Source organism: Chryseobacterium lathyri (genome assembly GCF_030812195.1).
In the GTDB taxonomy this organism is placed as follows: domain Bacteria; phylum Bacteroidota; class Bacteroidia; order Flavobacteriales; family Weeksellaceae; genus Chryseobacterium; species Chryseobacterium lathyri_A.
On the sequence record NZ_JAUSSF010000001.1, the window covers coordinates 823,421 to 848,899 of the forward strand.

Consider the following 25,479-nt stretch of genomic DNA (forward strand, 5'->3'; position numbering starts at 1 on the left):
TTTTTTTGATGCAGGATACGGGGTGCGGGTTTCGAATTATGGTGTGCATCCCGAAACACAAAAAAATCCCGGAAAATAAATTCCGGGATTTCAGTTGTTATATTGTAAATATCTTATTTCTTCGTTAAAACTTTAAACTTGAAGTAAGAAGCAGATGATAAAAGCAGCATTGTTCCCAATCCGATATATACCCAGGCCGGAACCGGAACCGGATCTCCTGCAGCATATGAGTGAAGTCCGCTTAGGTAATAATTAACTCCGAAGTACGTCATTACCATAGAACAGAATGCAAACATTGTGGCTACGTGGAATGCCCATCTGCTTCTTAGTCCCGGAACCAATCTCATGTGCAATACGAATGCGTATACCATGATGGAAATGAAAGCCCATGTTTCTTTCGGGTCCCAGCTCCAGTATCTTCCCCATGATTCATTGGCCCAGATACCACCTAAGAAGTTACCAACGGTTAAGGCAAAAAGACCAATCGTCAGTGACATTTCAGAAACGATAGTCAATTCTTTTAATGTTGTATCATGATGAAGTTTGTGAGTGTCCTTGTTGGCAATAATAAAGAATACTAAACAGATCACAGCAATAATCATTGACAGGGCAAAGAAACCGTAACTTGAGGTAATGATTGCTACGTGAACAATCAGCCAGTAAGATTTCAATACCGGAACCAGCGGCGTAATCTGCGGATCAAGCGCTGAACCTCCGTGCGCAAATCCCATCATGATAACCGCTACCATAAATCCGGCAGCAGGAATAAGGGCATTGGCATTTCTGTATAAAACAAGTCCTGCCGTAATACCTACCCATGAGATAAAAATAATAGCTTCATAACCGTTACTCCAAGGCGCGTGTCCTGAGATATACCATCTTGCTACAAGGCCTAAGAAGTGGCATAAATACCCTACTAAACCTACAGCAATGATTACTTTGATTATTTTATTTAAAACTTTATTGGATTTGAATAATTCTACAAATCCTAAGATCAGAAGAAGTCCCCCGATCAGCGTGTAGAAGATTAATAATTTAAAGTTAACATTCACTTTGTTCATGAAAACTTCAAGATCCACTTTAGATTTTGCAGGAACAACTGCTTTACCCCACTTCTGCTGATATTCTGAAAGTTTTGCCAGCTCGGCATCTGCTTTACTCCAGTTTCCTGTCTGCTGTGCGGAAAGGACTTCTGCAAAATAAGGACCCATCACCTGCTGAGATTCCATATCCGGTTCGAATTTCTGATCCAGCCAAGAATGCCATGTGTGGTTGGCATCGTTTTTCACAGGAACAATTCTCATAAACTGACCACTGAAAAATTCGTTGAAGATCTGCACCCTTTCGTTTACAGAAATTACTTCCTTATCATAATTGGTCTGCTCAGAAGGTTTTTTACGGAATGCTGTGTTGTAATCATGTTCCAGGATATAGGTAAGATTACCGTTGGCATCTGCCGGGAAAAGGTTCATCAGTGAAGTATACCCTTCATCATCCGCCTTCGTTTTATTTTTTAATTCGTCACCTCCTTTCGTTCCTACTTTGATCATAGGAACCATAGTCCAGCTCGGTGTATCCGTATTGATCGACAGGAACCACTGGTTAGCCGTAAGAGACTTCCCGTCCGTTCCCCTGAATTCGTCCTTCTTATATAATTTTCTTAAAACATCCAGTGCTTCTGTATTGATAGGAACGATTCTTCCTTCAAAGTTCTGAACCAGAAGATATCCGAATTTATCTGCATGCTCTTTGCTGATTTTATTTCTGGCAATAATCTCGTCTGCGGAGATTTTTTTCATTTTAGTCAGTGGTGCCGCCAGAGAATTCTGGTTTGGTGCTGTTCCCTGAGAAGATTGGGATGTTTCCGGTGCCGGTGCATGAGTGTGTCCGTCACCTTCTACGTGTACATGTTCCCTGCTTCCGTCAGTAGTCCCGTGTGTTTCAATTTTCTGTGCATTTAAGCCTAAACTTAATAATACTAAAAGTACTGCTGCTGTTTTCTTTTTGTTAACATCTGTCAGCATTTTATTCAGTTTCCAGAAGTGAGTTCCTTTCCAGAAGAAGATCACAAACATTCCTAAGAACAGAAGCCCGTATCCGATATAAGAAATAATTGTTCCCCAGAAATCATGGTTTACAGAAAGTACGGTTCCCATTCTGTCCGGATCAAAACTTGACTGGAAGAAACGGTAGCCTTTATGGTTCAGAACGTGGTTCATGTAAATCTTATAAGGGGTTTCTTTTCCTTCGTCAATGATCTTTACGTGGCTTTCATAAGCACTTGGAGAGGTACTTCCCGGATAAGTTTCCATCACGAAATCATCCAGCTTCAATGCAAAAGGTGTATTATATACTTTAGGTCCGAAACCTACCATAATATTCAAACCGTCCATTGTCACTTGCTTATATACATTTGGGTTTCCTTTTTCTACGGAAAGATCTACCATTTGTTTTGTTTTTGGTCCCTGAAGTTCTATTCTCATTACATCAGGTACCATGGCATCTTTCTTTTTATCACCTTCGAAAGCCATCAGTCTTCCTTTCTTAAGGCCTTCCGGAACAACCAGTTTCAATTCGTTGATAGTATATAAACTTCTCAACACCAAAGGCTGGAATTCATCTTTCTTCGTACTTCCTGTAGCCTGGGTTGCCATGGTCATAAAGGCTGCATCAACAGGTGTTTTGATGAACAGTTTTCCATCTTCTTTTTTGAACTCTACAGCACCTTCGATTGCCCTGTTGAACGTTACCAGAGTTCCGTTGATGGATTTTGTCTCTCCCGGTTTGATGTAAATATTCTGCCTTCCGGTGGTTCCCGTAGACACCAGGTGAAGATATTCTGCTCCGTTGGGTTCAGCAATTAAGCTGTCTTTTTTTCTCTGGATATAGTCTTTTGTAAACACCTTTACTTCCTTTCCGTGGAAATCATAGGTTGCCTTAAAGTCTTTATGTAGTGGAGACATCAGATAGGGAACATCCTGATAATTAAGAACGTCTCCTTTCTCTTCAATCTGGATTTTAAAGAAATTCTTATCAGTCACAATCTCGTTGGAAGTTTCCCCTTCTCTGATGTGCATTGTGCCTTCAAAACTGATGTATCTTGTAATAGCACCTCCTATAAAAATAAGGATAAAAGAAAGGTGAAATACCAGAACGGGCCATTTTTCTCTTTTCCAAAGGCGATACCTTGCGATATTCCCTATGAAGTTGAGAATGAGCAGAAACATGATTAATTCAAACCATTTTGCTTCATAAATTAGCGCTTTAGCTGTAGGAGTTCCGTAGTCGTTTTCTAAGAACGTTGCATAAGCCATCGCAAATGCATACACCAGTAACAGCACAGCCATTGTTCTGGTTGAGATAAGAATATCTTGGAGCTTCTTCATGATTTATTTTACTTGACATGCAAAAATAAGGATGATAAACAACAAAGAGGCTAAAAAAAGCTGTTTTTTGTCACTTTGAGGCCGATTTTAGTTATTTTGAATCATTCTTAATAGCAGGGAATTTATTAAAGAAAATTCAATTTTTAAGATCGTGAAATTCCGGATATAATATTCCTATCCCTGTGATTGAAGTTGTCTATTTCTAAAAATCCGTATATAAAATACAAGATATTGATATTCAATAAATTACTTATTCAGAGAGGTCTTTTTTCTGATCTTACTCAAAAATTCATGGGTAATTCCCAAATAGGAAGCTACCTGCTGCTGGGTAATTTTCTGTTCGAGTCCCGGATATTTTTCTAAAAATTCAAGGTACCGTTTATCTGCAGTCTTACCGGTTAAAGAAAGAATTCTTCTCTGCAAAGCCACCGAAGACTGCTGATTCATGATCCTAAAAAGTTTTTCTATCTGTGGCATCTCTTCATAAAGCTTCTCTTTGTCTTTCTTTGAGATCATCAGAACTTCACTTTCTTCAAGAGCTTCTATATTCAGGGTAGACGGAACATTATTGATCAGGCTGTCTATATCGGTTATCCACCACCCCTCCACTGCAAAATACAACGTCTGTTCAGATCCGCTTTCGTTCAGATAATACACTTTAAAACAGCCTTTCACCACAAATCCTTCAAAAAGGCAGTAATCTCCTTCCCTGAGGACAACATCTTTTCTTTTAAATGTACGAAGAGTGAAAGGTCTGCCGAACCGTTCAAATTCTTCACCGGAGAGTTCAAGGTATCTGCTGATATTTTTATAGAGGAGGTCAAACATTGTTATACTTATACAGCATAAAGATACCCATATTATAGATACCTTTACTAAAACGGTTTATAGCTTTGAAATTATTTTCTCTTCAGAAAGTCCGCCGTATTGACAATCTCTGCGTATAGATTTCCTAAAGCAGAAATCCCCGCAAGAAATGATTTTTGTATTTCTGCTGCTCTTACAGTTTGTCCGGAAAGCTCTCTGTTCCTCGTTGCTGTAGCGTCTCCAACCACTGTATTCTTAAATTCAAGATCGAAAGCTGCTCTTGTGGTGGAATCCACACAGACATCGGTCATCATTCCTGTAATAACCAGATTTTTGATGTCGTTTTTCTGTAGATACTCCAATAAATCTGTTTCGCGGAAACTGTTCGGGAAATGCTTGATGATTACTTTTTCATTGTCTTTGGGTAAAACCAAAGAATTGATTTCAGCTCCTGAAGTACCGGGAAGAAAAAAATCGGCCCCTTCATTCAAAGCAATGTGTTTGATGTGAACAACAGGAAGATTGTTTTTCCTGAAGTAGTCTAAAATCTTCCTGGCATTATCGCCTGCCTGTTCTGCTCCGTTCAGTTCCATCTTTCCTCCGGGAAAATAATCATTCTGTACATCGATAATTAATAAGGCTGTGTTTTCCATGTTTCTTTTTTGTTGTGCATTGATTGTTACTAATGAAATTAAAGTCAGGCATAATGCCAGAGTGTTTTGCAATAAATTTTTCATTTTTTTACGTTTTTAAACTTTATGGAACAAAATTAGTGGAGGAATAATTGCTGGCATTTGAACTAGTTCAAAAAGCACCTGCTGTAGCACATTTCAGTAAAAAAAATATATTAAAAACGCTCTATAATTTTAAAAAATAACCCTAAATTACACCATCTTTTTGAACAAAAAAAGATTCTATTAATGTTGAAAAAACATTAAATTTGCCACATTATATTATGGATAAAAAGACACAGACAAAACAGACCGAATCGCCTGATAAAGGCAGAATATTATCTAAGCCGCGCATATTTTTCGGGCTTACCTTTATACTTTTCTCTGTTGTTCTGGCATTTTCGTTCGTCTCCTATTTGATGAACTGGAAAGCAGACCAGAGCCAGGCAGGGACTATGACCGACAAAACTATAAAATCTTCAAATATCTTTGGGAAGGTAGGCGACTGGCTGGGAAATATTTTCATATTCGAAAGCATCGGAATCGCATCGTTCATCATTGCCTTCCTATTTTTGGTTGTGGGAACTCTTATCCTTAAAAAAAGGACCTTTAAACCCTGGAAAACCATCGGACATTCTTTGTTCTTTATCTGCTGGCTTCCTATTTTTATGGGAGCAGTAACCAAAGGACAGGGTGTTTTGGGAGGTGTTTACGGTTACCAGATTATGGATTATCTGAATGCCATCATCGGGCCTGTAGGACTTTGGGTGGTCCTCATTTCAAGTATACTTTTATATTTCATTCTTGAATTCAATCTTCGTCCAAGCTCTATTAAAGCAAAGCTGGAAAAGATTAATGATAACACGATCGGGAAAGTTAAATCCATGATGCCAAGCTCAGAAGAAAACTTTGAAGCAGATGAGGAACTTCAGGAGGAGGCTGAAGAAGCAGGCCTCAATGTTACCGTTACGGATGTTTCAAATAAGGCTAAAGCTAAAGAGCAGGAACCGGTAAGCGTTCCTAAAGGGTTTCCTGAAGTTCAGCCCGTAACAGATCTGGAAACTATCGTAACGCCTAATCAGACTTCTTTCGAAGAGGAAGAAAAACCTGTCAGTTTAAATCTGAATGCAAAACCGTCAGTTCCTACTTCAACTCCGGAACAGGCTTTTGATATAAAACCAGTGAGCCCGGCTATTAGCCCGGTTCAGCCAGTTTCTACCCCAGCGCAGGACAATATTAAATTTAATGTAGAGATCGCTCCGGTAATAGATGTACTGGATGATTCGGACAGAAAATCACAGGAACTTGTAGAAAAACACGGTCTGTATGATCATAAACTTGATCTGGCAGGTTTCCAGATGCCTACAGTGGAATTGCTAAAAGATTACGGCAGCGAAGAAATCTCAATCAATCAGGAAGAATTAGAAGAAAATAAAAATAAGATTGTAGGCCTTTTAAAGAACTTCAATGTCGGTATTTCCGAGATCAAGGCAACGATAGGACCAACAGTGACTTTATATGAAATTGTTCCGGAAGCAGGAATCAGAGTGGCTGCTATTAAAAAACTTCAGGATGATATTGCCCTGAATCTTTCTGCTTTAGGAATCAGGATCATTGCCCCAATGCCCGGAAAAGGAACGATCGGGATCGAAGTGCCGAGAAAAAACCCTACGATGGTTTCCATGCGTTCGGTTATTGCTTCCCACAAATTCCAGAATACGGACATGGATCTTCCCGTGGTTTTCGGAAAGACGATTTCTAATGAGGTATTCATGGCCGATCTTTCAAAAATGCCTCACTTACTGATGGCAGGTGCTACAGGACAGGGTAAATCTGTAGGGATTAATGCCATCCTTACTTCCCTTCTTTATAAAAAACATCCAAGCGAACTGAAATTCGTTATGGTGGATCCTAAAAAAGTGGAGCTTTCATTATATTCAAAAATTGAAAGGCATTATCTGGCTAAGCTTCCGGATGCGGATGAAGCTATCATCACAGACACAAATAAAGTGATCAATACCCTGAACTCTCTTTGTGTAGAGATGGATACAAGGTATGACCTGCTTAAAAATGCATTCTGTAAAAACTTAAAAGAGTACAATAAAAAATTCACAGAAAGAAAATTAAATCCCGAAAACGGTCACCGTTACTTACCATACATCGTTTTGGTAGTGGACGAGTTTGCAGATTTGATCATGACAGCAGGAAAAGAAGTTGAACTTCCGATCGCCAGACTCGCACAGCTTGCAAGAGCCGTAGGAATCCACCTGATTGTTGCTACACAGAGACCTTCTGTCAATGTAATTACAGGTATGATCAAAGCTAACTTCCCTGCAAGAGCTGCCTTCAGAGTAATTTCCAGTGTGGATTCCAGAACGATCCTTGATTCTCCGGGTGCAGACCAGCTGATCGGTAAAGGTGATATGCTTTATTTCAACGGGAATGAGATCTTAAGACTTCAGTGTGCTTTCGTAGATACACCGGAAGTGGAAAGACTTGCAGAATATATCGGCGAGCAGAAAGGTTATTCATCCGCATTCCTTCTTCCGGAATTTGTTTCTGAAGATTCTACCAGTACAGTAGGCGCTTTTGATCCGAATGAAAAGGATGCCTTATTTGAAGAAGCGGCAAGAATCATTGTTTCTACACAGCAGGGATCTACTTCTATGTTACAGAGACAGCTGAAACTGGGCTATAACAGAGCAGGAAGAATTATGGACCAGCTTGAAGCCACCGGTATTGTGGGAGGATTTAACGGAGCAAAAGCAAGAGAGGTGATTATCAGTGATCTTCATTCTTTGGAACAGTTTTTGGAAGATTTGCGTAGTTAAAGGAAAAATGCTTTATAAATTAAACCTTGAAGCATTAGAATGTTTAAAGTTATTAAATAAGAAAATGAAAAATATTATTTCAAAAGTTATAGTCGGAAGTTTTGTAATAGGTGCTGTAGGATTTGCCGATGCACAGAAAATTGACGCGAAAGCTAAAAAAATCCTGGATGATATCACAGCCAACTACAAGTCTAAAAAGAATTCTTACTTCAAGTTTTCTTTCGGAACCGGCGTAAACGGACAGGTGACCAAAACAGAACCGGGAATTTACTATTCTGCAGGAGATAAATACAAGCTGAAGATCATGGATACGGAACAGATCTTTGATGGAAGCAAAATCTACAATATCAATGCAGATGATATGGAGGTAACCATTGCAAAACCTAACGGAAGCAGCAGCATGTTCTCCCCTATCAATTATCTCTCAACCTACAGAAATGATTATAATGTAACTTATAACGGTAAAAAGAATGTAAACGGAGTAAATGCAGATTTCATTAAATTGACTCCTATAAAATCCAATGGAATTCAGCATGTCTATCTTTTTGTAGATTCTGCGAAAAAGCAGATGGTAAAACTAGAACAGCACGGAAATAATAAAGATGTAGCTGTAATTGCCATCAAAGAATATAAGGAAAACCAGACCCTTGATCCTAATATGTTTGTTTTTGACAAGAATAAATTTAAAAACTACGTGATCACAGAGCTTTAAAAGGTGAAAGATTGAAACAATTGATTTACTTTCCAACTGTTAAATAAAAAGTAATAAAAATATAAGAGCCACAAGTAAAACTTTGTGGCTTTTTGATTAATTTTGGCGCATGTTAAAAATACTAGACCGATATATCATAAAAACCTTCTTTGGACCGTTTTTCTTTATATTCAGCGTTTTGTTTTTCATCTTTATTGTAAACATTATCTGGGTTCAGCTTGGGCAGTTCATGGGAAAAGGATTAAGCTACTGGCAGATCCTTAAACTTCTTTTTTACCTTGGGGTAAGCGTTATCAGTATGGTACTGCCGCTTACGATCCTTTTGGCAAGCATCATGTCCTTCGGTGAGTTTGGGGAGCGGTATGAGCTCGCAGCAATGAAGGCAGCAGGAATTTCCCTCACAAGAGTAATGGCACCCCTGATGGGAGTATCAATCATACTAGCGGTCATGCTTTTCTTTTTCTCCAATAACATCATTCCTGATTTCCAGAAGAAGGCGAAGAATATGCTTTTCAATATTGCACAAACCAAACCGGCACTTAATTTTACCCCCGGACAATTCATCGATCAGATTCCTGGGTATATGGTAAAGTTTGATAAGATCAATGGTGAAAACGGTGAAAGCATTGAAGGGGTTTTTATACATAGAAAAGCCGGCACTTATGAAAATCAGCAGTCTATTGTAGCAGAAAAAGGAAAATTTGTACCTGCAGCCAATAAAAACTATCTGAAGCTGGAACTTTACAACGGTTATATACTTGAGGACGATTTCGCAGGAAAAGGTGAAAATGTAAGACTGAAGCAACCCGATCAGTCCATCAAATTTGATACCTTAGTTTCACATTTTGATATCAGCGAGATCATTAACAAAGCCATTGAAAAGGAGCAGATCACAGATGATTACCGTTTTCAGACGTATGGACAGCTTAATGAAACGGTTGCTAAAAATAAGAAAGAGAATGCTACATTCTTTTCGAATATTGGTGCCGATGTTTTGAGCCAGACCAATTCTGTGATCAACTATATGGATAAAACAAAATCCAACGCAATCGCAAAACAACAGATCAAGCTGGACACCGTGAAAGAACAAAAAAAGCTGGAAATCATCTCTAATGCCTACAACAGACTGGATAATCTGAAATCTACATCGATGGGTAAAAAGAGTGAATTCAGTTCAAATGTGAAATACTTCAGCAAGGTCGTTATCTACCAGCAGAGGATCATTTCTTATTCCGTAACATGTATCATCTTTTTCCTGATCGGAGCCAGCTTAGGATCCATTATCAGAAAAGGGGGAATGGGACTCCCGGTAATCATCGCAATTGTTATTTTCATCGTTTTTTATGTAATGAATCTCGGTATTGAGAACATTGCATGGGGAGGCGGAATGAATCCTTATCTGGCAGCGTGGCTTCCTAACCTTATTCTTCTTCCTTTCGGAGTGTGGATGACGTACAAAGCACTTACCGATTCCCAGTTATTTGATGCTGAAAAATATAAAGCACTGTTCAAACCGATCACAAAGAGATTTTCGAAAAATAAAGAGCATCAGAGATATCAATAAATTTAGTTGAAAGATTTAAGAATTTAATCATTAAAAGATATTTAGACCCGGAATTTCCGGGTCTTTTTGTTGAACGCTATGGCATTTATTTCATTTTGCAGTAAAGTATAAAAAGCTATATTTACAAAAAATGTAAAAACTATAATTATATGAAGAAAGTATTACTATTGGGTCTGTTTGCATTGGTTTCTGTGAATGCCTATGCACAGGAAGACAATACAGATTATGAATTGAGAACTGATGAAAAATATGGCTACATCGTTGATAAAGGCGGTAAAAAAATTGAGGGAATTGTAAGGCTGAACGGAGACGCCATGAACCCGTGGAGCAATCAGAAAAAAGTAAAATTCGTGGCGGTGTCAGATATCGATAAGTCCAAGAAGAAACAAAAGTTTAAGACCCTTGATCCGGACGATATTAAAGAATATGTTGCCTTTGATGAGAACAATGATGAGAGGCATTTTGAAATGATCAAATATACGAATACCAAAGAAGGCTTCAATACAGCTACGGGAGGTTTAAGCGGGAATATCAAAGCATTCAACAACCTCACAAAAAGCAATCAGTTTGCAGAAGTGGTAAAAGACGGCAAGATCAAAGTCTATAAATTATACGGCTACCCTACTACATTCTCCGCTGGCGGCCAGATCGCAGTAGCGGAAAAGGAAACAGAAAGAATGAGAAATTCCCCTTCTTACATCTATTCTAAAAAAGGAGGTAAGATGGAGGAGCTGAATGTAGCCAAAGCCAAAATAATTATTGCAGACTGCAGCTATGCAAAAGGCAAATTAACAAGCGGTTCTTATACCTCTCTTAAAAATGATGAAAAGAAAAGATCCGGATTGGGAAAACTGATCAAAAGCCAAATTGATGACGTCATGTCCAATGTACCGGAAATCGTGGAAGAAGTGATTACAGATTACAACGAGAATTGTAAATAAAAAATAAACAGAGGGGCTTTCCACGGAAAGTCTCTTTTTTTACCTTCGAACTCCCTATTTCCTTTTTCTGATTTTCATATCCCAAAGCGCTCAAAAATCTATAAACAGGATCATCCTTTTGAAAGAGTAAGAACTATTCTCAATTACCAAATGTCAATGAAAAAACAAAACTTTTAATTATATTTAATACTCCTTATTAATCATTGAAATGAATAAAATACTAATTTATCAGATAGACTCTTTTACAACAGAAAAGTTCAAAGGAAACCCTGCCGGTGTAATTCTTAATGCAGACGGACTAAGTGATGAAGATATGCAGTCCATAGCAAGAGAGCTCAATAATTCGGAGACAGCTTTTATTTTTTCTTCTGCGAATGCTGAAAGTGATTATACTATCCGTTATTTTACCCCATCCATAGAAGTTCCTTCATGCGGACATGCTACTATTGCTGCACTTTATGCTAAAGCACAGGAAGATCATCTCGAATCCTGTATTTTGCGCATCAGTACTAAAATTGGAATTCTTCCTGTTGAAGTGAAAAAAACAGATCATGATTACCAGATTACCATGACACAGGGAGCCTTTACATTAAGCCCGGCCTTTGACGATGACCAAACAAAAAAGCTACTTTCTGCATTACATCTGAATTCTTCTGATCTCGAAGAAAACTGCCCGATTCAAATTGCTTCTACCGGCCATTCAAAAGTGATGATAGGCATTAAAAGCAGAAAGACCCTGAACGAACTTCAACCTGATATGAGCGCCCTAATTAAGCTGAGTAATGAAATCGGATGTAATGGTTATTTTGTATTTACATTTGATTCTGATCATAGGGAAACTCTTACCTACGGAAGAATGTTTGCTCCTGCTATAGGAATCACTGAAGATCCTGTAACCGGAAATGCAAATGGTCCCTTAGGCGGATATCTGGTCCAGAATAAATTAGTAGATGTTCAGAAGGGATATTTTGAATTTAATGGAAGGCAAGGTGAACAAATTAACCGTCTGGGAACAGTGAATGTAAAAGTAACGGTGAGTGATGGAAAGCCAGAGCTTGTAAAAATTATGGGAAATGCAGTTACTATTTTCAAAACCTCTCTCTCATTATAAAAAGTAAAAGCACCTGTGAAGGTGCTTTATGTATTTGATAAATCTAAAATTATACTTTCATAATTTCAGCTTCTTTCGTCTTAAGATGTTCATCACAAAGTTTTACATATTTGTCGGTAAAAGCCTGGATCTCGTCCTCCACACCTTTTACCACATCTTCAGAAATACCTTCCAGCTTTTTAAGTTCTTTCAACCCGTCCTGTCTTGCATTTCTTACTGTTACTTTGGTGCTTTCAGCTTCTACTTTAGCCTGTTTTGCCAGTTCCCTTCTTCTTTCCTCTGTTAAAGGCGGAACGTTAAGAATAATATTTTCCCCGTTATTAGAAGGTGCAAAGCCTAAATTTGAATTGATGATCGCTTTTTCAATAGCACCAATGGCAGTCCTGTCCCAAGGCTGGATAGAGATAGTCATTGCATCCGGTACAGAAACATTGGCTACCTGGTTAATAGGAGTCGGAGCTCCGTAGTATTCTACCATTACATCCTGAACCATTGCCGTAGAAGCACGTCCTGCTCTAATTCTTTGAAATGCATGATCCAAGTGCTTTACAGCGGCGTCCATGTCGTGCTTTACAGATTCTAATATAAGATCTAATTCTTCCATTATATAGTTAAAATTTGATAAATTACACATTTATATAAGTGATGATCGATAAATAATAAGTAATGAATAATGAGCAATAAGTAATTTTTAAATTACCTTCAGCCTAATTATATGCTACCTCAGATTTATAAATCAACTAAAGTTCCTACATTCTCTCCATCCACAATTCTCTCTAAATTTCCGTCCTTATTCATGTCAAATACAATGATCGGCAATTTATTCTCATGGCTTAAAGTGAAGGCGGTCATGTCCATTACTTTAAGGTTTTTAGCATACACCTCGTCAAATGACAGTGAGTTGTATTTTACAGCATCCGCATTCTTTTCAGGATCCATATCGTAGATTCCGTCTACTCTGGTTCCTTTTAAGATCACATCTGCACCGATTTCGATAGCTCTTAAGGTTGCTGCCGTATCCGTTGTAAAATAAGGGTTCCCTGTTCCTGCCCCGAAGATCACTACTCTGCCCTTTTCAAGGTGTCTTACTGCCCTTCTTTTGATGAAAGGCTCAGCTACTTTATCCATTTCAATCGCAGACTGAAGTCTTGTTTTGATTCCGGCATCTTCAAGCGCTCCCTGAAGAGCCATTCCGTTGATCACTGTTGCCAGCATACCCATATAATCTCCCTGCACTCTATCCATTCCTTTTGCAGCGCCTGCTACTCCACGGAAAATGTTTCCTCCTCCAATAACAATCGCAACTTCACAGCCTTTTTTTACTACTTTTTTGATTTCTGCAGCATACTCTTGCAGTCTTTCATTGTCTATACCGTATTGTCTGTTCCCCATTAAGGCCTCACCACTCAGTTTCAGAAGGATTCTTTTATATTTCATCTTTAATTTTTAATAAGCTTTACCGGAGTAATTTTCTCCGAAATTTGATTTTGCAAATATAATCATTAAAAATATTGAATAAAGAAAAATATTTACGCAGAAATAATGTCAGAAATATTTTGATAAGTACGAAAAAGGATTATTTTTGCATTAATTATAAATTGAATTGAAGAAAATTGTCATTTTTTCATTATTTCTGTCAGGAATTGTTTCTTATGCGCAAACAGGAACAAATGTTTATCCTTTCTTAAACATCCCTGTATCTGCCAGACAGGCTGCCTTAGGTGGCGATGCAATTTCCATCAGAGATCATGATGTTTCCTTTGCTATTGCAAACCCGGCCCTCTTAAATAAAGATTCAGATAAACAGCTTTCAGTAAATGCCGCAGCTTATCTTGCTGACTCAAAATATGGGACTGTTGCCTATGCCAGAGACTTTGATAATGGACATATGGCAACTATCAATGCCAGGTACATGACCTACGGAAGCATTCCCAGAACCGATGAAAGCGGTGAACAAAACGGCGAATTCAAAGCTTCAGACGTAGCAATAGGCGCAGGCTATGCTTACCAGTTCGAAGAGGACTGGACTATTGGCGGTGGCATCAATTTCATTACTTCAAAAATCGACAACTATACTTCTTCTGCAATCTCCGGAACAGCAGGTGTTACCTATCATAATAAAAAAAATAAAGAGGTCCTTTCCCTTGTCATGAGGAATTTTGGGTTTCAGCTCAAATCATTCAACGGAACCAAAGAAAACCTGCCTTTCAGGGTAGATCTGGGATATACCAGGATCCTTAAAGCCATTCCGCTGGCTGTTACCATTACGGCCCATGACCTTCAGCAGTTTGATATTTCTTCGGAATATAATGTGAACGGTCAGGAAGTAGGCTTCGGAAGAAAGCTGGCAGACCACTTTTCTATAGGAGCAGAACTTTTCCCTGAAAAAAGCTTCAATATAAGGCTCGGATATAATGCGAAAAGAGGAAACGAACTTGCCGTGGCAGATCAGAGAAACTTTTCAGGACTTTCAGGCGGGTTCGGAATTAAATTAAGAAGATTCCGCATAGACTATGCCCATATCCGTTACCACAACTCATCCAATGTGAACCAGATAGGTGTTTCTATGGACCTTAGCAGCCACGCAGGAGAGTAATTCCAAAACGGAAATTTACATCACAATATAGATTTTTTTCTGTACAACCTTGATTTTTTAAAAAAATTCTTGAAATTTGCGGTATGAAAAAACCTGTAATAGCTATCGATGGGTACTCGTCTACCGGAAAAAGTTCAATATCCAAAGTCATTGCCGATAAACTGGGTCTTATACATCTGGATACCGGTGCGCTTTACAGAGGGATTACATGGTTTGCCATACAGAATTGTATGAATGAGGATAGCTCCATCGATCTTCAGAAATTATTCTCGTATTTAGATCAGATCGAACTTGAATTCAGAAACAGTGGCAATGAATTGATTCTTTACCTCAATCATATTGATATTTCAAAACAGATCCGCACCACAGAAGTTTCGGATAATGTAAGTATTGTTGCAAAACAGAAAGAAGTAAGAGATTTTCTTCTTCAATCACAGCGTTCACTGGCAGAAAAAGGGGGCATTATTATGGATGGACGTGACATAGGGACAGTAGTTCTGCCAAATGCGGACTATAAATTCTTTCTTACTGCCAGCATTGACGAAAGGACCAACAGAAGGTATTTTGAATTGGCAGGTATGGGAATCCAGGCAGACAGAGAGCAGGTCAAGCAAAACCTTACAGATCGCGACAAGATCGACAGCGAAAGAGAAATTGCCCCTTTAAGGCAGGCTGAAGATGCTATTGTTATTGACAATACAGAACTTACAAAGGAAGAAACCATAGACCTTATTCTGTCTCATATTCAAAAGATTTAACAATTTTTAATAGGTACAATGCCTCCTTTGGTATACAAATTGTAGATTTTAACACAGTAAAAACTAATATTTATTAACTATTAAAAAAGCTTAAAATGTCGAAAAACGGAAAAAATACAGCAGGTATATTGGCAGGACTTCTTGCAGGTGCTGCAGCAGGTGTAATCTTAGGGATGCTTTATGCGCCAGAAGAAGGTAAAGAAACCAGAAAGAAAATAAAAGATAAAGCAGGCGACCTAAAAGACCAGGCTAAAAACAAATACGGCGAGGTTTCTGAAAAAGTAAAAGATCAGTACAGCAATATATCTTCTACTTTCAAAGAAACTGCCAGCAGTGTAGCCCATACGGTAAAAGACGGATATGATAAATACAAAGATCAGATTGTTTCCAAAACTGCAGATGTAGTAAAGGATGTAGAAGCAGAACTGAATGATCTTAAAAAATAAATAGTTTATTTTTTGAGTAAATTATGGGAAGGAACTTTTTGCGCGAAAGTTCCTTTTTTTGTAACTTTAAAAAAAAACAATGATAGAGACTATTAAAGAATATGCATCAAAGAGAATAGATCTTCTGAAGATTGAAGCTACTGAAAAATCCTCTCTTTCTGCAGGGCTCATTACCTACTTTGTAGTGCTGCTAGTTGCTTTTACTTTTTTTATTATCCTTTTTAATTTTGGAATGGCATTTCTTATAGGCAAAGCACTGGATAACACGTCTTATGGGTTTCTGATCGTTGCTGGGTTTTATATTGTGGTAATGGGGTTTATCATTGCTTTTAAAAATAAGATTGTCAATGTGGTGGCAGATCAGGTTATTAAATTTTTAAATCATTAAGCTATGGGCAGAAATTACGAAAGCATCGAAGAACTGAGAAGAAAGAAAAAACTGCTTAAAAGCGAGATCAATGATCTGGAAAACCTTCTTACCTTTAAAAATACAAAAGAAAGCCTGAGCGCATTCACAAATGGCCTTACAGATCAATATCTGCAGGAAAAAGTAGATGATGACGGTGATGAAAAAGTAGTTCTCCGAAAAGATGTCATTGCCAGACATCTGACTTCTGAAGTAAAAGATATGTTCATCAATAAACAAACGGCTGTGGGAATTGCCAGTACTGCATTAGGTGGCAATATAACAGACAGCTTGATAAAACTGGGAATCACTGCCCTGGTTGGCAATTACGCTAAAAAAAATATGAAGAGTCCCAACTGGAAGAAAAAACTTTTGGGTGCAGCCATGATTTACCTTGCTCCTATTGCCCTTAAATATGTAAGAAAGAAAATGGAGGTATACCAAAAAAACAAGAGTGTTTCCAGCCTCGAACAGTTGATATAAGACATTCACATGCTAGATTTCAGATTTCAGAGATATAATTGGCTGATCACAATGTGTCACACAATATTATAGGTCTGAAATCTGATGTCTGATATCTAAAATCTATTTACTAAATAACTGTCCCAGAATAATTCCCGCTGCCATAGAAACATTCAGGCTTTCTGTTGACTGGGATTTCCCAAACCTTGGAATAGTGATGCATTTTTGAAGGCGTTTTTCCGTCTCCGGTCTCATTCCATTTCCTTCATTACCAAGAATAAGGTTGAGTTTTTCAGGTCTTTCAAAAGTATAGATGTTTTCTCCTTCCATATCCGTTCCGATATTGAGATTCTCCGTTTTTGAAAGATATTCTGCAAGATCAGTATAAACAATATTTACCCGGGTGAAAGAGCCCATAGTGGATTGAATTACTTTTGGATTGTAAACATCCACGGTGTCATCGCTGCAGATAATCTGTTCTATCCCGAACCAGTCTGCCAGGCGGATAATAGTTCCGAGATTGCCCGGATCCTGAATACCGTCCAGAACCAGCTGAACATCTTTATCCTCTGTTTTTTCTTCTTCGGGCAGATAACAAACTGCTACAGAATCTTTAGGTGTTTTAAGAAAACTGATTTTTTTCAGCTCATTTTCAGTGATCTGGATAACGGGTGTATCTGTCCGGTCCAGTTTTTGCGGATCGGTAGAAAATATTTCTTTAACTTTAAAATTAGATTCGGAAAGTTCGCAAATGATTTTATTACCTTCAACCAAAAACAAATTGTATTTTTGTCTGAACTTCTTTTTATCTAAAGACTGTAAAATTTTTATTGTATGAGCTGTAAGCATTATATGAATTCTCCTCAAAAATATTATAAAATTATCTCATTTGCAACATTTGTTGGTCTCCTTTATGCCTGCAGTACAACTAAAAAAGTTCCGGACGGTGAATATCTGCTTACCAAAAACAACTTTAAGTTTGAAGATAAGAAAGAATCTTTCGATGAGGAACTAAAAGATTATGTACAGCAGAAGCCTAATAAAAAACAGCTTCTTTTCATGCCGTTAGGTTTAGGATTTTATAATATGGCCAATCCTAAATATGATACTTTGCTCAATGAATACATGACCTATCCCAGTGAAATGAGAAATCAGAAACTGAGAGATTCTCTTTTCATTAAGTATAATATGAAAAACAGTGTAGGAAAAACACTGTTTTTGGACCGTTTGCTTCATAGCTGGGGAAACCCGCCTGTAATCCTCGACCAGACGAGAAGTGAAAAAAGTGCTGAATCTATCAAAAAAAGGCTTGTTTACAGAGGATTTTGGGATGCTGATGTGAATTTCAAGCATTCTCTGGATTCTGCTTCCAAGAAGGCAGCGGTTAATTATTTCATCAAGCATAATGACCCTACCTATATTAAAGATTATTACTACAATATTACAGATCCCACCGTTAAAGGCCTCTACTGGCAGAAACTTGACAAGAGCCTTATAAGATCCGGACAGAGACTTGACCAGACCGTTCTTGAAAAAGAAGTGACAAGAATTACCGATCTGATGCGGGAAAACGGATATTATAGGTTTAATAATTCCAACGAAGAGATCTATTTCGTAGCAGATTCCCTGAAAAGCAGAAAGCAGGTTCCCCTTACCCTTGAAATCCATAAGGATTCCGCCGATCACCCTTATAAAGTGGCAACCATCGGAAATATTGATGTGGCCATTGTGAACGAGGCAAGCGATTTTCCGAAAAACACCATTAAAGACAGTTTAAGAAGAATAAGATTCCATAAAATGGATGAAAGCTACAAAACATCTTCTTTATGGAGAGCCGTAATTGTAGACAGTAAGAAAGTGTATGACCAAAAAAGCCTGGATCTTACGAAGAGAAATTTCATTGCAATGAATAACTTCAGTATTCTGAAAGCAAGAGATTCTTTAAGAAGAGGTGGCGGCACTTCACCCAATGACAGCATCGTTGATGTTCTTTACGTCCTGAAACCACTTCCTAAATATGAACTTAAGCTGGGAACCGACATCAATTATTCCCAGATTCTGAACCTTGGAATATCCCCTTCTGTAGATCTTACCACAAGGAATGTTTTCCGGGGGGCTGAAAACCTTTCTACAAGCATTTCCGGAACATTCGGTTCGATAAGAAGTACAAAAGATATTGATAAGAGAGATCTCGCTTACGAAATTTCGGCGCAGGCTTCTCTTAATTTCCCAAGACTTCTGCTTCCATTCAATTATTATAAGCTTCTTCCTAAAAGATACACCCCAACCTCTTCTATCCTTTTAGGAGCTTCAATACAGAATAACATCGGTTTAGGCAGAGTGAATTTTAACACAGGATTGAATTACCAGGCAAACGTCAATGACCAGGTGTCACACAGGCTTACTCTTTTCAATACGCAAATTAGTCTTACAAAGAATAAAGATGCTTATTACGACTATTTCAGTAATGATGAAATTATAAAGAATGATATACTTGCAAGTTATTTTGCCTATGATCCTATTACTAAGCAAAAATACCTTTCCGGGGAACTCAGCCTTGATATTGTTTCGAAACAGATTGTTGAAGATACAAACTATCAGGGAATGCTTGACCAAAAGGGGCAGGATCTTCTTACCGCATTCAGAGGAACCCTTGTAAATAAAGACAGGCAGACTCAAGACGTCCTTATTTCTTCTATGATTTATAATTTCGTTTACAATGAGATTGGTAAAAAAGATTATCCCAATGCATTCTATTTTAATGGTAAAGTAGAGCTTGCAGGCAATATTTTAAGCATTTTCAATCAAAAAAGGGACGAGGGTGGAGTTGTAACAAGTCCGCAAAGAACCATTTTCGGGATTCCATATGCACAGTTCGTTAAATTTGATATTGATACCAGAAAATATTTTAAATTCAACGGCAATCAAACCCTGGTTTTACGCCAGTTCATCGGGGTTGGTATTCCTTTTGGGAACTCTACGAATATGCCTGTAATTAAATCTTATTTCAACGGTGGGTCCAATGATATCAGAGCATGGGTTGCATTCGGAGGATTGGGGCCCGCAGATTCTCAGGTCGATGAAAGAGTCCGTACATATATGACGGACAATGTAAAGCTTACTACCAACATTGAATATAGAATTCCTTTCAATGACATGTATGAAGGGGCATTATTTACTGATATCGGGAATACATGGAGCCTTAAAAACTACAATGATGGTTATGGTGACGAATTCAAATTCAATAAATTCTTAGGACAAATGGGGATCGGCAGTGGATTCGGTTTAAGGGTAAATGTAGCGTATATTACTTTCAGACTTGACCTTGCCTATAAGATCTATGATCCAAACAAACCTGATGGGGAACGATGGAGATTCAAGAATTTCCAGCCTTTCAAGCCAACATTGAATATCGCGTTCGGATATCCTTTCTAATCCGGAGAAATCCCCAATATAAAATAGACTACAGCAATCACTCTGGCGAGTATTTCCCTGAACTGGTTTCTGTAGTAGCTTTCCGGTTTGCTAACATCCTGCGCATCAAAACCCAGGGCATTCATCGTGTTATTCCTTGCAAAAAACAAGGCGCGAAGATTATGAAAGCCCTGTGATACAATAATCACATCTTTCTTTTTATAAACATCCTTACACCGCAGAATGCTTTTATAGGTATTGAATCCTTTCGGATCCTCAATAATAATATCTCCCGGAACTCCTTCCTGGTTCATCAGGTAATTTTTCATGGCAGCGGGCTCATTATAACCCCTACTTTTTTCTCCGCTTACAATAATCTTTTGGATCTTACCATGATGATAAAGAAGTGCTGCAGCATCCATTCTTTTCGTAAAATAAGGATTGGATTTGCCGGATCTCATCTTTGGAGAAGTTCCTAGTACCAGGGCAACTTCCCGTGGCGGAATTTTAGAAATCTTGGTATAGGTACGTCCATTGGTAAGCCCGAAAACCCATGCATTACAAAGACATATCAGCAGAATTCCTATTTCTGCTGATATAAATCCCAAGTTAAATATGTTCTTAATAATTCTCAACTAAGGTCAAAGTTAAGCTTTATTTTCTTACTTTTTACAATGGACATGCATGCCAGTATTTTACCTTGTGCTTCTTCTTTTTCAGTCAGGTATTCATTTTCAAGCAGCTCCACTTCTCCTTCTTCAAGATAGCATTCGCAGCTTCCGCATATCCCGGATTTACATGAATAAGGAACCGGAAAATTCTGAATCAGAAGCTGTTGAAGGATCTTTTCTCTATTATCAGGAAGATGGGTTTCGTATTCTTTTCCAAGCATTTTAAATTTAACTTCTACATTTTCAATCAGTGGAAATTCTTTTTCTACAGGATAAATATCATCATTATATTCTTCAAAAAGTTCAAAATGAATGTTCTTTTTCTGAATTCCATGGTGATAGCAGGCATTCGCTAAAGATTTAATCATTTCTCCTTTACCACATATTAATACTTCATCTACCGCATCCCAAATCGTAGATTCCTCATCCGTATCATCAAGATGAAGAATCTGGTTGATGATTAAGCTCAGTTTTTTTTCATCCAGCCTTCCGTAGAAAAACTGATCAGCCGTTTTTTCTTTTGAAAAAAAATAAAAAATCTGAAGCCTTTCACTGTGTATTCTGGCAAGATTATCCAGTTGTTCTCTATAAATAATTTCTTCAGAACTTTTGTTACCAAAAAATAGGAAAAGTCTGGTGCGTGGTTCCGTGTGAAGGATATTCTTAAAATGACTCAGGATCGGGGTAATTCCTATTCCGGCAGCAAAGGCAACAATCGTCCGGAATTCGCTTGGTTTGGAAACCAGTGTAAATCTACCTGAAGGTTCTCCTACCATCAGCTCATCCCCAACATTATAGTTTCTGAACAGCTCCGAAGTCGCTCCATTAGAAGAATTTACTTTTATTCCAAGACATATTTTTTTCTCATAAGGAGCTGAAGTCATGGAATAATCATTAATGACTTCTTCACCGTGAGCAATAAATTTTATACTTACAAATTGTCCTGCTTCAAACTTGAAATTTTCCTTCAGATTCCCGGGAATCTCGAATTCCAGAGAAAAAGTATTTTTGGTCAGTTGTTCCTTTTTCGCTACTTTTAACGGATGAAACTGTATCAGTTTCCCTTTATAGATTTGTTGTTCCATACTTCAATTCAAAAATAGTCAAAAAATAATTTATGAAGAAGATAATTTTATCCACGCTTATTCTTACGGCTCTTTACAGCTGCAAAAAAGAAGGTCACAAAATGGAGGATACAGCTGTGGCAGACTCAGTTTCAGTAACAGATAATACAGCTTCTGCAACTGGTACTTATACTTCTAAGGAGCTTTCTCCAGAAAATCTGGGAAAATATTTAGCTCAGAAAAATGACACTTTATATGTTACCAATTTTTTTGCAACATGGTGTGGACCTTGTATGAGAGAAATCCCTCATTTTAAAAACAAAATGGAGGAATTAAAAAATAAGCCGGTAAAATTTACTTTTATCAACCTTGATGATAAATCTGAATGGAATACTTCTGTGAAAAAATTTGCACAGGAAAATAATCTTGGAGCAAATATCATCCTTTTGGATGGCCAGAAACTAGACGCCAATTTTTTCACTAATAATTTCCAACAGTGGGACGGCGGCTCAATTCCTTTTACTTATTTAAGAAAAGGAGAAAAAACTGACGAATATTTAGGAATGATGACCGAAGAATTATTGAATTCTAAGGTTGATGCTCTTTTAAAATAAAACATCCAGATTCTTTCTGATCATGTCAAAAAAATTCAAGATCCTGTGTTTACTGCTGACGGCTGCTATTATTCTTACTGCAGTGATCAACCTGAACACAGGATTTTTAAGTTTAAACCTACACGATTTCTTTCAGAATACCGCTCAAAGCCAGATCGCTGAGATCCGGATCAACCGGGTACTGGTGATGCTTCTGGCAGGAATTTCAATTCCTACATCCGGTTTTCTGATGCAGGAATACTTTCAAAATCCTTTAGCAGGCCCGGATATTTTAGGAATCACATCTGTAGCCAGCCTCTCCGTAGCATTCTACATTTTCTGTTCTTATGATCTTCTAATTCCTGAATTTCTGCAGAACAGTTTCCTCAGCCTTTCAGCCATCGCGGGAAGCCTGGTCCTGATGCTTGTTCTTTTATCCATGTCGAATAAATTTCAGGACAAATCTTATCTGATTATATTTGGATTTCTCGTTTCTGCGTTTGCGGGGGCGGTCGTTTCTTTATTACAGTTCTATGCAGAAAATCAGAGTCTGAAAAACTATATTTTATGGTCTTTTGGAGCTAATAATATGGTAACCAGAAACCAGATCTATGTATTATCTATCCTGGTTTTCGTGGGAATATTTTTCTGTTTTAAAACGATAAAACCACTGATCGGAAATTCATTGGGAACGTCTTATGCACAGAGTTTGGGAGTCAATCTCAATCAGCTGAAAATCCTTATCATTGCAGCCTCTTCCCTACTTTCAGCTTCTATAACTGCATTTCTGGGACCCATTTTATTTATCGGAATTATTGTTCCTCATTTTTGCAGACTGATCTATAATCCATCCAAATTATGGCAGCAGTGGATCCTGAATATGGCGCTCGGAATGCTCATCATGCTAATGTTCTCTATCATAGCAGAAAAAACCCAGATTCCCATGAATGTAATAAGCTCAGTGTTTGGAATACCGGTGATTTTACTGATGCTTCTGAAGCAGAATAAGGTTTAAAGGTTAAGATGTAATTGGTCAATAGTTAATGGTGAATTTTTTAACCGAAAATAATACTCAGTGTAATCTGAAAAATCTTATGATTTATTTTTTTATGACTCGCTGATTTTGCGGATTATAAAGATTTTGAGAAAATTTAATAATTTATAATCCAATAAACAGATCTAAATTTGTTACTGATGAACCTAACAAATATTAAGATAACCCAGAAACAGTTAATTATTGCAAATATACTCCAATTTGTGATAAGCTTTGCATTCATGAGATTTTCTGACATATTTCGTTTGGATAAAGATCTCCACTGGATGTATAAATTTGGACATTGTTTGTATCTGATGGCCTCTTTGCCTTGGTTCTTTTGGGGATCCCTCTTTTTAGGAGGCTACACCCTTTGGAAAAATAAAACAAATAAAATTTTGTACCTTTTTTTCAGTCTTTTTCCTCTTTTATTTTTTTTAATAATTATATTTTTTGTCAATTAATATGCACCTAGAAATCAGACAGGCCAAAATAGGCTACGACAAAACCTTAATTTCAAATGCCCAGGCAGATCTGAAACTGGGTGACGTGTGCCTGCTGATTGGAAATAACGGTGTGGGAAAAACCACGCTTATCAAATCTATCCTGCATCAAGCTTCTCTTTTAAGCGGAGAGATTTTAATTAATCATAAAAATATAAAAACCCTCTCTGTTAAAGAAATTGCTGAAAATATTGCTGTTGTTTTCTCAAAATCAAATGTACCACAGCATTATACTGTTGAAGACCTTATTTCATTAGGAAAATACATCTATTATCCTTTTTATTTTGAGCTTAAAAAAGAAGACAGGGAAGAAATCTCTCATATTATTGATGAACTGGATCTTGCCCAATACAGACATACTCTTCTTAAAAACCTTTCAGATGGGAATTTGCAGAAAGCCTTTATCGGTCGGGCTATCGCTCAGAACTCTCCGGTTATCATTTTGGACGAACCAACGACGCATCTGGATGAAAAAAACAAACTCATTATCTTAAAAACCCTCCGCAGACTAGCTAAGGAACAGCATAAAATCATATTATTCTCTTCTCATGACTGGAGACTGTCCAAAGAATTTGCAGACAAAATCTGGTATGTAAAAAATAGCCTGCTTTTCTCAGGAATCGTAGAAGATGTATTACTTCAGCACGATGAGCTTACCAATGTTTCATTGTTTCAGGTAAATGAGAATTTTGTTCCCCCTTCTATTGATGCTCCGCAGGTTCACAAGGAAATGCTTTATTCTTTACTGCAGAAAAATTTCGAAAAAGACCTTTCTGCTCTACATTTTGGATACAGGAACGATTTTTGGGAAATTCTCACCGGCTCCTCCAAACAGCAATGTGAATCTTTCGAAGAAATAGTTAATTTCGTTAAAAACATTCATTAATACTATATTTCTATTAAATATTTCACATACTATGCATGCATAGTATTATGCTAATCATACAATTTAATCTATTTATTATCAGGCTATTAACAAAATTTAACGTTAATAAATACTATGCATGCATAATATTTACTAAATTTGGGTAACACCATTAGTGGATAAATGATGGATAATAATAAAGAAAAAATAGAAAACGTAGATTTAGTTTTGAAGCAGACCTGGCTGGCTGTTTCTAAAATGTACACAGAGCTTGCTCAAGAGCATGATTCTACTGCTGTACAAGCTCTCACTCTTCTTAAAATTGATCCCAAAGAAGGTACCAGAAGCACCAATCTGGGTCCTAAAATGGCCATAGAGCCCACCTCTTTGACCAGGATCATCAAGCTTCTGGAAGACAACGGATACATCTATAAGGAAAAGACCACTGCCGATAAAAGGGAGGTGATCATTAAACTTACGGATAAAGGTCTGAATTCAAGGAATATGTCAAAAGAAGTAGTGGTCAATTTTAACAAGAAAGTGATGGAAAAGATCGCTCCTGAGAAAATTGAAACCTTCAAAGAAGTAATGTCTGAAATCATGAAAATTGCAAACGAATTATTAAATAACAGAAAATAAATTATA

General features: G+C 37.5%; 23 protein-coding genes. 15 read left to right on the forward strand and 8 right to left on the reverse strand.

The genetic code is table 11. The annotated features are described in order from the left end of the window. Positions 1 to 113: 113 nt before the first annotated feature. The 3 genes from ccsB to J2T03_RS03825 form a co-directional block, all read right to left on the reverse strand. Positions 114 to 3,386 carry a c-type cytochrome biogenesis protein CcsB gene (gene ccsB, locus J2T03_RS03815; protein WP_307209542.1) on the reverse strand — a complete coding sequence of 1,091 codons (3,273 nt, stop codon included), beginning with the start codon at positions 3,384 to 3,386 and terminating at the stop codon, positions 114 to 116. Positions 3,387 to 3,632: 246 nt separating this feature from the next. Then, positions 3,633 to 4,214 (reverse strand): Crp/Fnr family transcriptional regulator, encoded by a 582-nt coding sequence (locus J2T03_RS03820; RefSeq protein ID WP_307209544.1) that lies wholly within the window; start codon positions 4,212 to 4,214, stop codon positions 3,633 to 3,635. 71 nt (positions 4,215 to 4,285) lie between these two features. Beyond that, a complete protein-coding gene (locus tag J2T03_RS03825; protein WP_307209546.1) occupies positions 4,286 to 4,930 on the reverse strand; it encodes a cysteine hydrolase family protein in 645 nt (214 codons plus the stop codon). A gap of 218 nt (positions 4,931 to 5,148) precedes the next feature. Between J2T03_RS03825 and J2T03_RS03830 the strand changes: the two genes are divergently transcribed. The 5 genes from J2T03_RS03830 (at position 5,149) to J2T03_RS03850 (ending at position 12,023) form a co-directional block, all read left to right on the forward strand. Further along, complete coding sequence (locus J2T03_RS03830; RefSeq protein WP_306842367.1) at positions 5,149 to 7,695, forward strand: FtsK/SpoIIIE family DNA translocase; 2,547 nt, start codon at positions 5,149 to 5,151, stop codon at positions 7,693 to 7,695. A gap of 64 nt (positions 7,696 to 7,759) precedes the next feature. Then, a complete protein-coding gene (locus J2T03_RS03835) occupies positions 7,760 to 8,407 on the forward strand; it encodes a LolA family protein (protein ID WP_306842365.1) in 648 nt (215 codons plus the stop codon). A 109-nt stretch (positions 8,408 to 8,516) separates the two neighbouring features. Continuing rightward, positions 8,517 to 9,971 carry an LptF/LptG family permease gene (locus tag J2T03_RS03840; protein ID WP_307209548.1) on the forward strand — a complete coding sequence of 485 codons (1,455 nt, stop codon included), beginning with the start codon at positions 8,517 to 8,519 and terminating at the stop codon, positions 9,969 to 9,971. A 149-nt stretch (positions 9,972 to 10,120) separates the two neighbouring features. Next, entirely contained in the window at positions 10,121 to 10,912 is a 792-nt protein-coding gene (locus J2T03_RS03845) for a hypothetical protein (protein ID WP_307209550.1), read from the forward strand. 208 nt (positions 10,913 to 11,120) lie between these two features. Next, positions 11,121 to 12,023 (forward strand): PhzF family isomerase, encoded by a 903-nt coding sequence (locus J2T03_RS03850; RefSeq protein WP_306842360.1) that lies wholly within the window; start codon positions 11,121 to 11,123, stop codon positions 12,021 to 12,023. A gap of 49 nt (positions 12,024 to 12,072) precedes the next feature. On the opposite strand, the gene frr is transcribed toward J2T03_RS03850, so the two are convergent. Both frr and pyrH read right to left on the reverse strand, forming a co-directional pair. Continuing rightward, positions 12,073 to 12,627: a ribosome recycling factor gene (frr, locus tag J2T03_RS03855; protein WP_306842359.1), complete on the reverse strand. Its 555-nt coding sequence runs from the start codon at positions 12,625 to 12,627 to the stop codon at positions 12,073 to 12,075. Positions 12,628 to 12,752: 125 nt separating this feature from the next. Continuing rightward, positions 12,753 to 13,460, reverse strand: a complete 708-nt coding sequence (gene pyrH / locus J2T03_RS03860; protein WP_306842357.1) for a UMP kinase — start codon at positions 13,458 to 13,460, stop codon at positions 12,753 to 12,755. Positions 13,461 to 13,626: 166 nt separating this feature from the next. Between pyrH and porQ the strand changes: the two genes are divergently transcribed. From porQ to J2T03_RS03885, 5 genes are all read left to right on the forward strand, one after another. Further along, complete coding sequence (gene porQ / locus J2T03_RS03865; protein WP_307209552.1) at positions 13,627 to 14,619, forward strand: type IX secretion system protein PorQ; 993 nt, start codon at positions 13,627 to 13,629, stop codon at positions 14,617 to 14,619. An 83-nt stretch (positions 14,620 to 14,702) separates the two neighbouring features. Further along, positions 14,703 to 15,377, forward strand: a complete 675-nt coding sequence (gene cmk, locus J2T03_RS03870) for a (d)CMP kinase (RefSeq protein WP_307209553.1) — start codon at positions 14,703 to 14,705, stop codon at positions 15,375 to 15,377. A gap of 95 nt (positions 15,378 to 15,472) precedes the next feature. Next, entirely contained in the window at positions 15,473 to 15,823 is a 351-nt protein-coding gene (locus J2T03_RS03875; RefSeq protein ID WP_116011764.1) for a YtxH domain-containing protein, read from the forward strand. A 79-nt stretch (positions 15,824 to 15,902) separates the two neighbouring features. Then, entirely contained in the window at positions 15,903 to 16,211 is a 309-nt protein-coding gene (locus tag J2T03_RS03880; RefSeq protein WP_306842353.1) for a phage holin family protein, read from the forward strand. Positions 16,212 to 16,214: 3 nt separating this feature from the next. After that, a complete protein-coding gene (locus J2T03_RS03885; protein WP_306842352.1) occupies positions 16,215 to 16,712 on the forward strand; it encodes a phosphoribosyl-ATP pyrophosphatase in 498 nt (165 codons plus the stop codon). Positions 16,713 to 16,814: 102 nt separating this feature from the next. Here the strand turns inward: J2T03_RS03885 and J2T03_RS03890 are convergent, their stop codons facing one another. Then, complete coding sequence (locus J2T03_RS03890; RefSeq protein ID WP_306842351.1) at positions 16,815 to 17,540, reverse strand: TrmH family RNA methyltransferase; 726 nt, start codon at positions 17,538 to 17,540, stop codon at positions 16,815 to 16,817. Here J2T03_RS03890 and tamL point away from each other — a divergent pair. Beyond that, positions 17,526 to 20,126: a translocation and assembly module lipoprotein TamL gene (gene tamL / locus J2T03_RS03895; protein ID WP_307209556.1), complete on the forward strand. Its 2,601-nt coding sequence runs from the start codon at positions 17,526 to 17,528 to the stop codon at positions 20,124 to 20,126. The two genes, J2T03_RS03890 and tamL, sit on opposite strands and share 15 nt — an antisense overlap. Here the strand turns inward: tamL and J2T03_RS03900 are convergent. Both J2T03_RS03900 and J2T03_RS03905 read right to left on the reverse strand, forming a co-directional pair. Beyond that, positions 20,123 to 20,740: a SanA/YdcF family protein gene (locus J2T03_RS03900; RefSeq protein WP_373425266.1), complete on the reverse strand. Its 618-nt coding sequence runs from the start codon at positions 20,738 to 20,740 to the stop codon at positions 20,123 to 20,125. The genes tamL and J2T03_RS03900 overlap by 4 nt on opposite strands. Further along, positions 20,737 to 21,861, reverse strand: coding sequence for a ferredoxin--NADP reductase (locus J2T03_RS03905; RefSeq protein ID WP_306842348.1), 1,125 nt, complete (start codon positions 21,859 to 21,861; stop codon positions 20,737 to 20,739). The genes J2T03_RS03900 and J2T03_RS03905 overlap by 4 nt, the downstream gene beginning before the upstream one ends. A gap of 32 nt (positions 21,862 to 21,893) precedes the next feature. On the opposite strand from J2T03_RS03905, the gene J2T03_RS03910 reads away from it, so the two are divergent. From J2T03_RS03910 to J2T03_RS03925, 4 genes are all read left to right on the forward strand, one after another. Further along, positions 21,894 to 22,454 (forward strand): TlpA family protein disulfide reductase, encoded by a 561-nt coding sequence (locus J2T03_RS03910; RefSeq protein ID WP_307209558.1) that lies wholly within the window; start codon positions 21,894 to 21,896, stop codon positions 22,452 to 22,454. 22 nt (positions 22,455 to 22,476) lie between these two features. Continuing rightward, on the forward strand, positions 22,477 to 23,448 hold the full coding sequence (locus J2T03_RS03915) for an iron ABC transporter permease (protein WP_307209560.1): 972 nt from the start codon (positions 22,477 to 22,479) through the stop codon (positions 23,446 to 23,448). 483 nt (positions 23,449 to 23,931) lie between these two features. Continuing rightward, positions 23,932 to 24,855, forward strand: coding sequence for an ABC transporter ATP-binding protein (locus tag J2T03_RS03920; RefSeq protein ID WP_307209562.1), 924 nt, complete (start codon positions 23,932 to 23,934; stop codon positions 24,853 to 24,855). Between the two features lie 165 nt (positions 24,856 to 25,020). Beyond that, complete coding sequence (locus J2T03_RS03925) at positions 25,021 to 25,473, forward strand: MarR family winged helix-turn-helix transcriptional regulator (RefSeq protein ID WP_034727924.1); 453 nt, start codon at positions 25,021 to 25,023, stop codon at positions 25,471 to 25,473. Positions 25,474 to 25,479 lie beyond the last annotated feature (6 nt).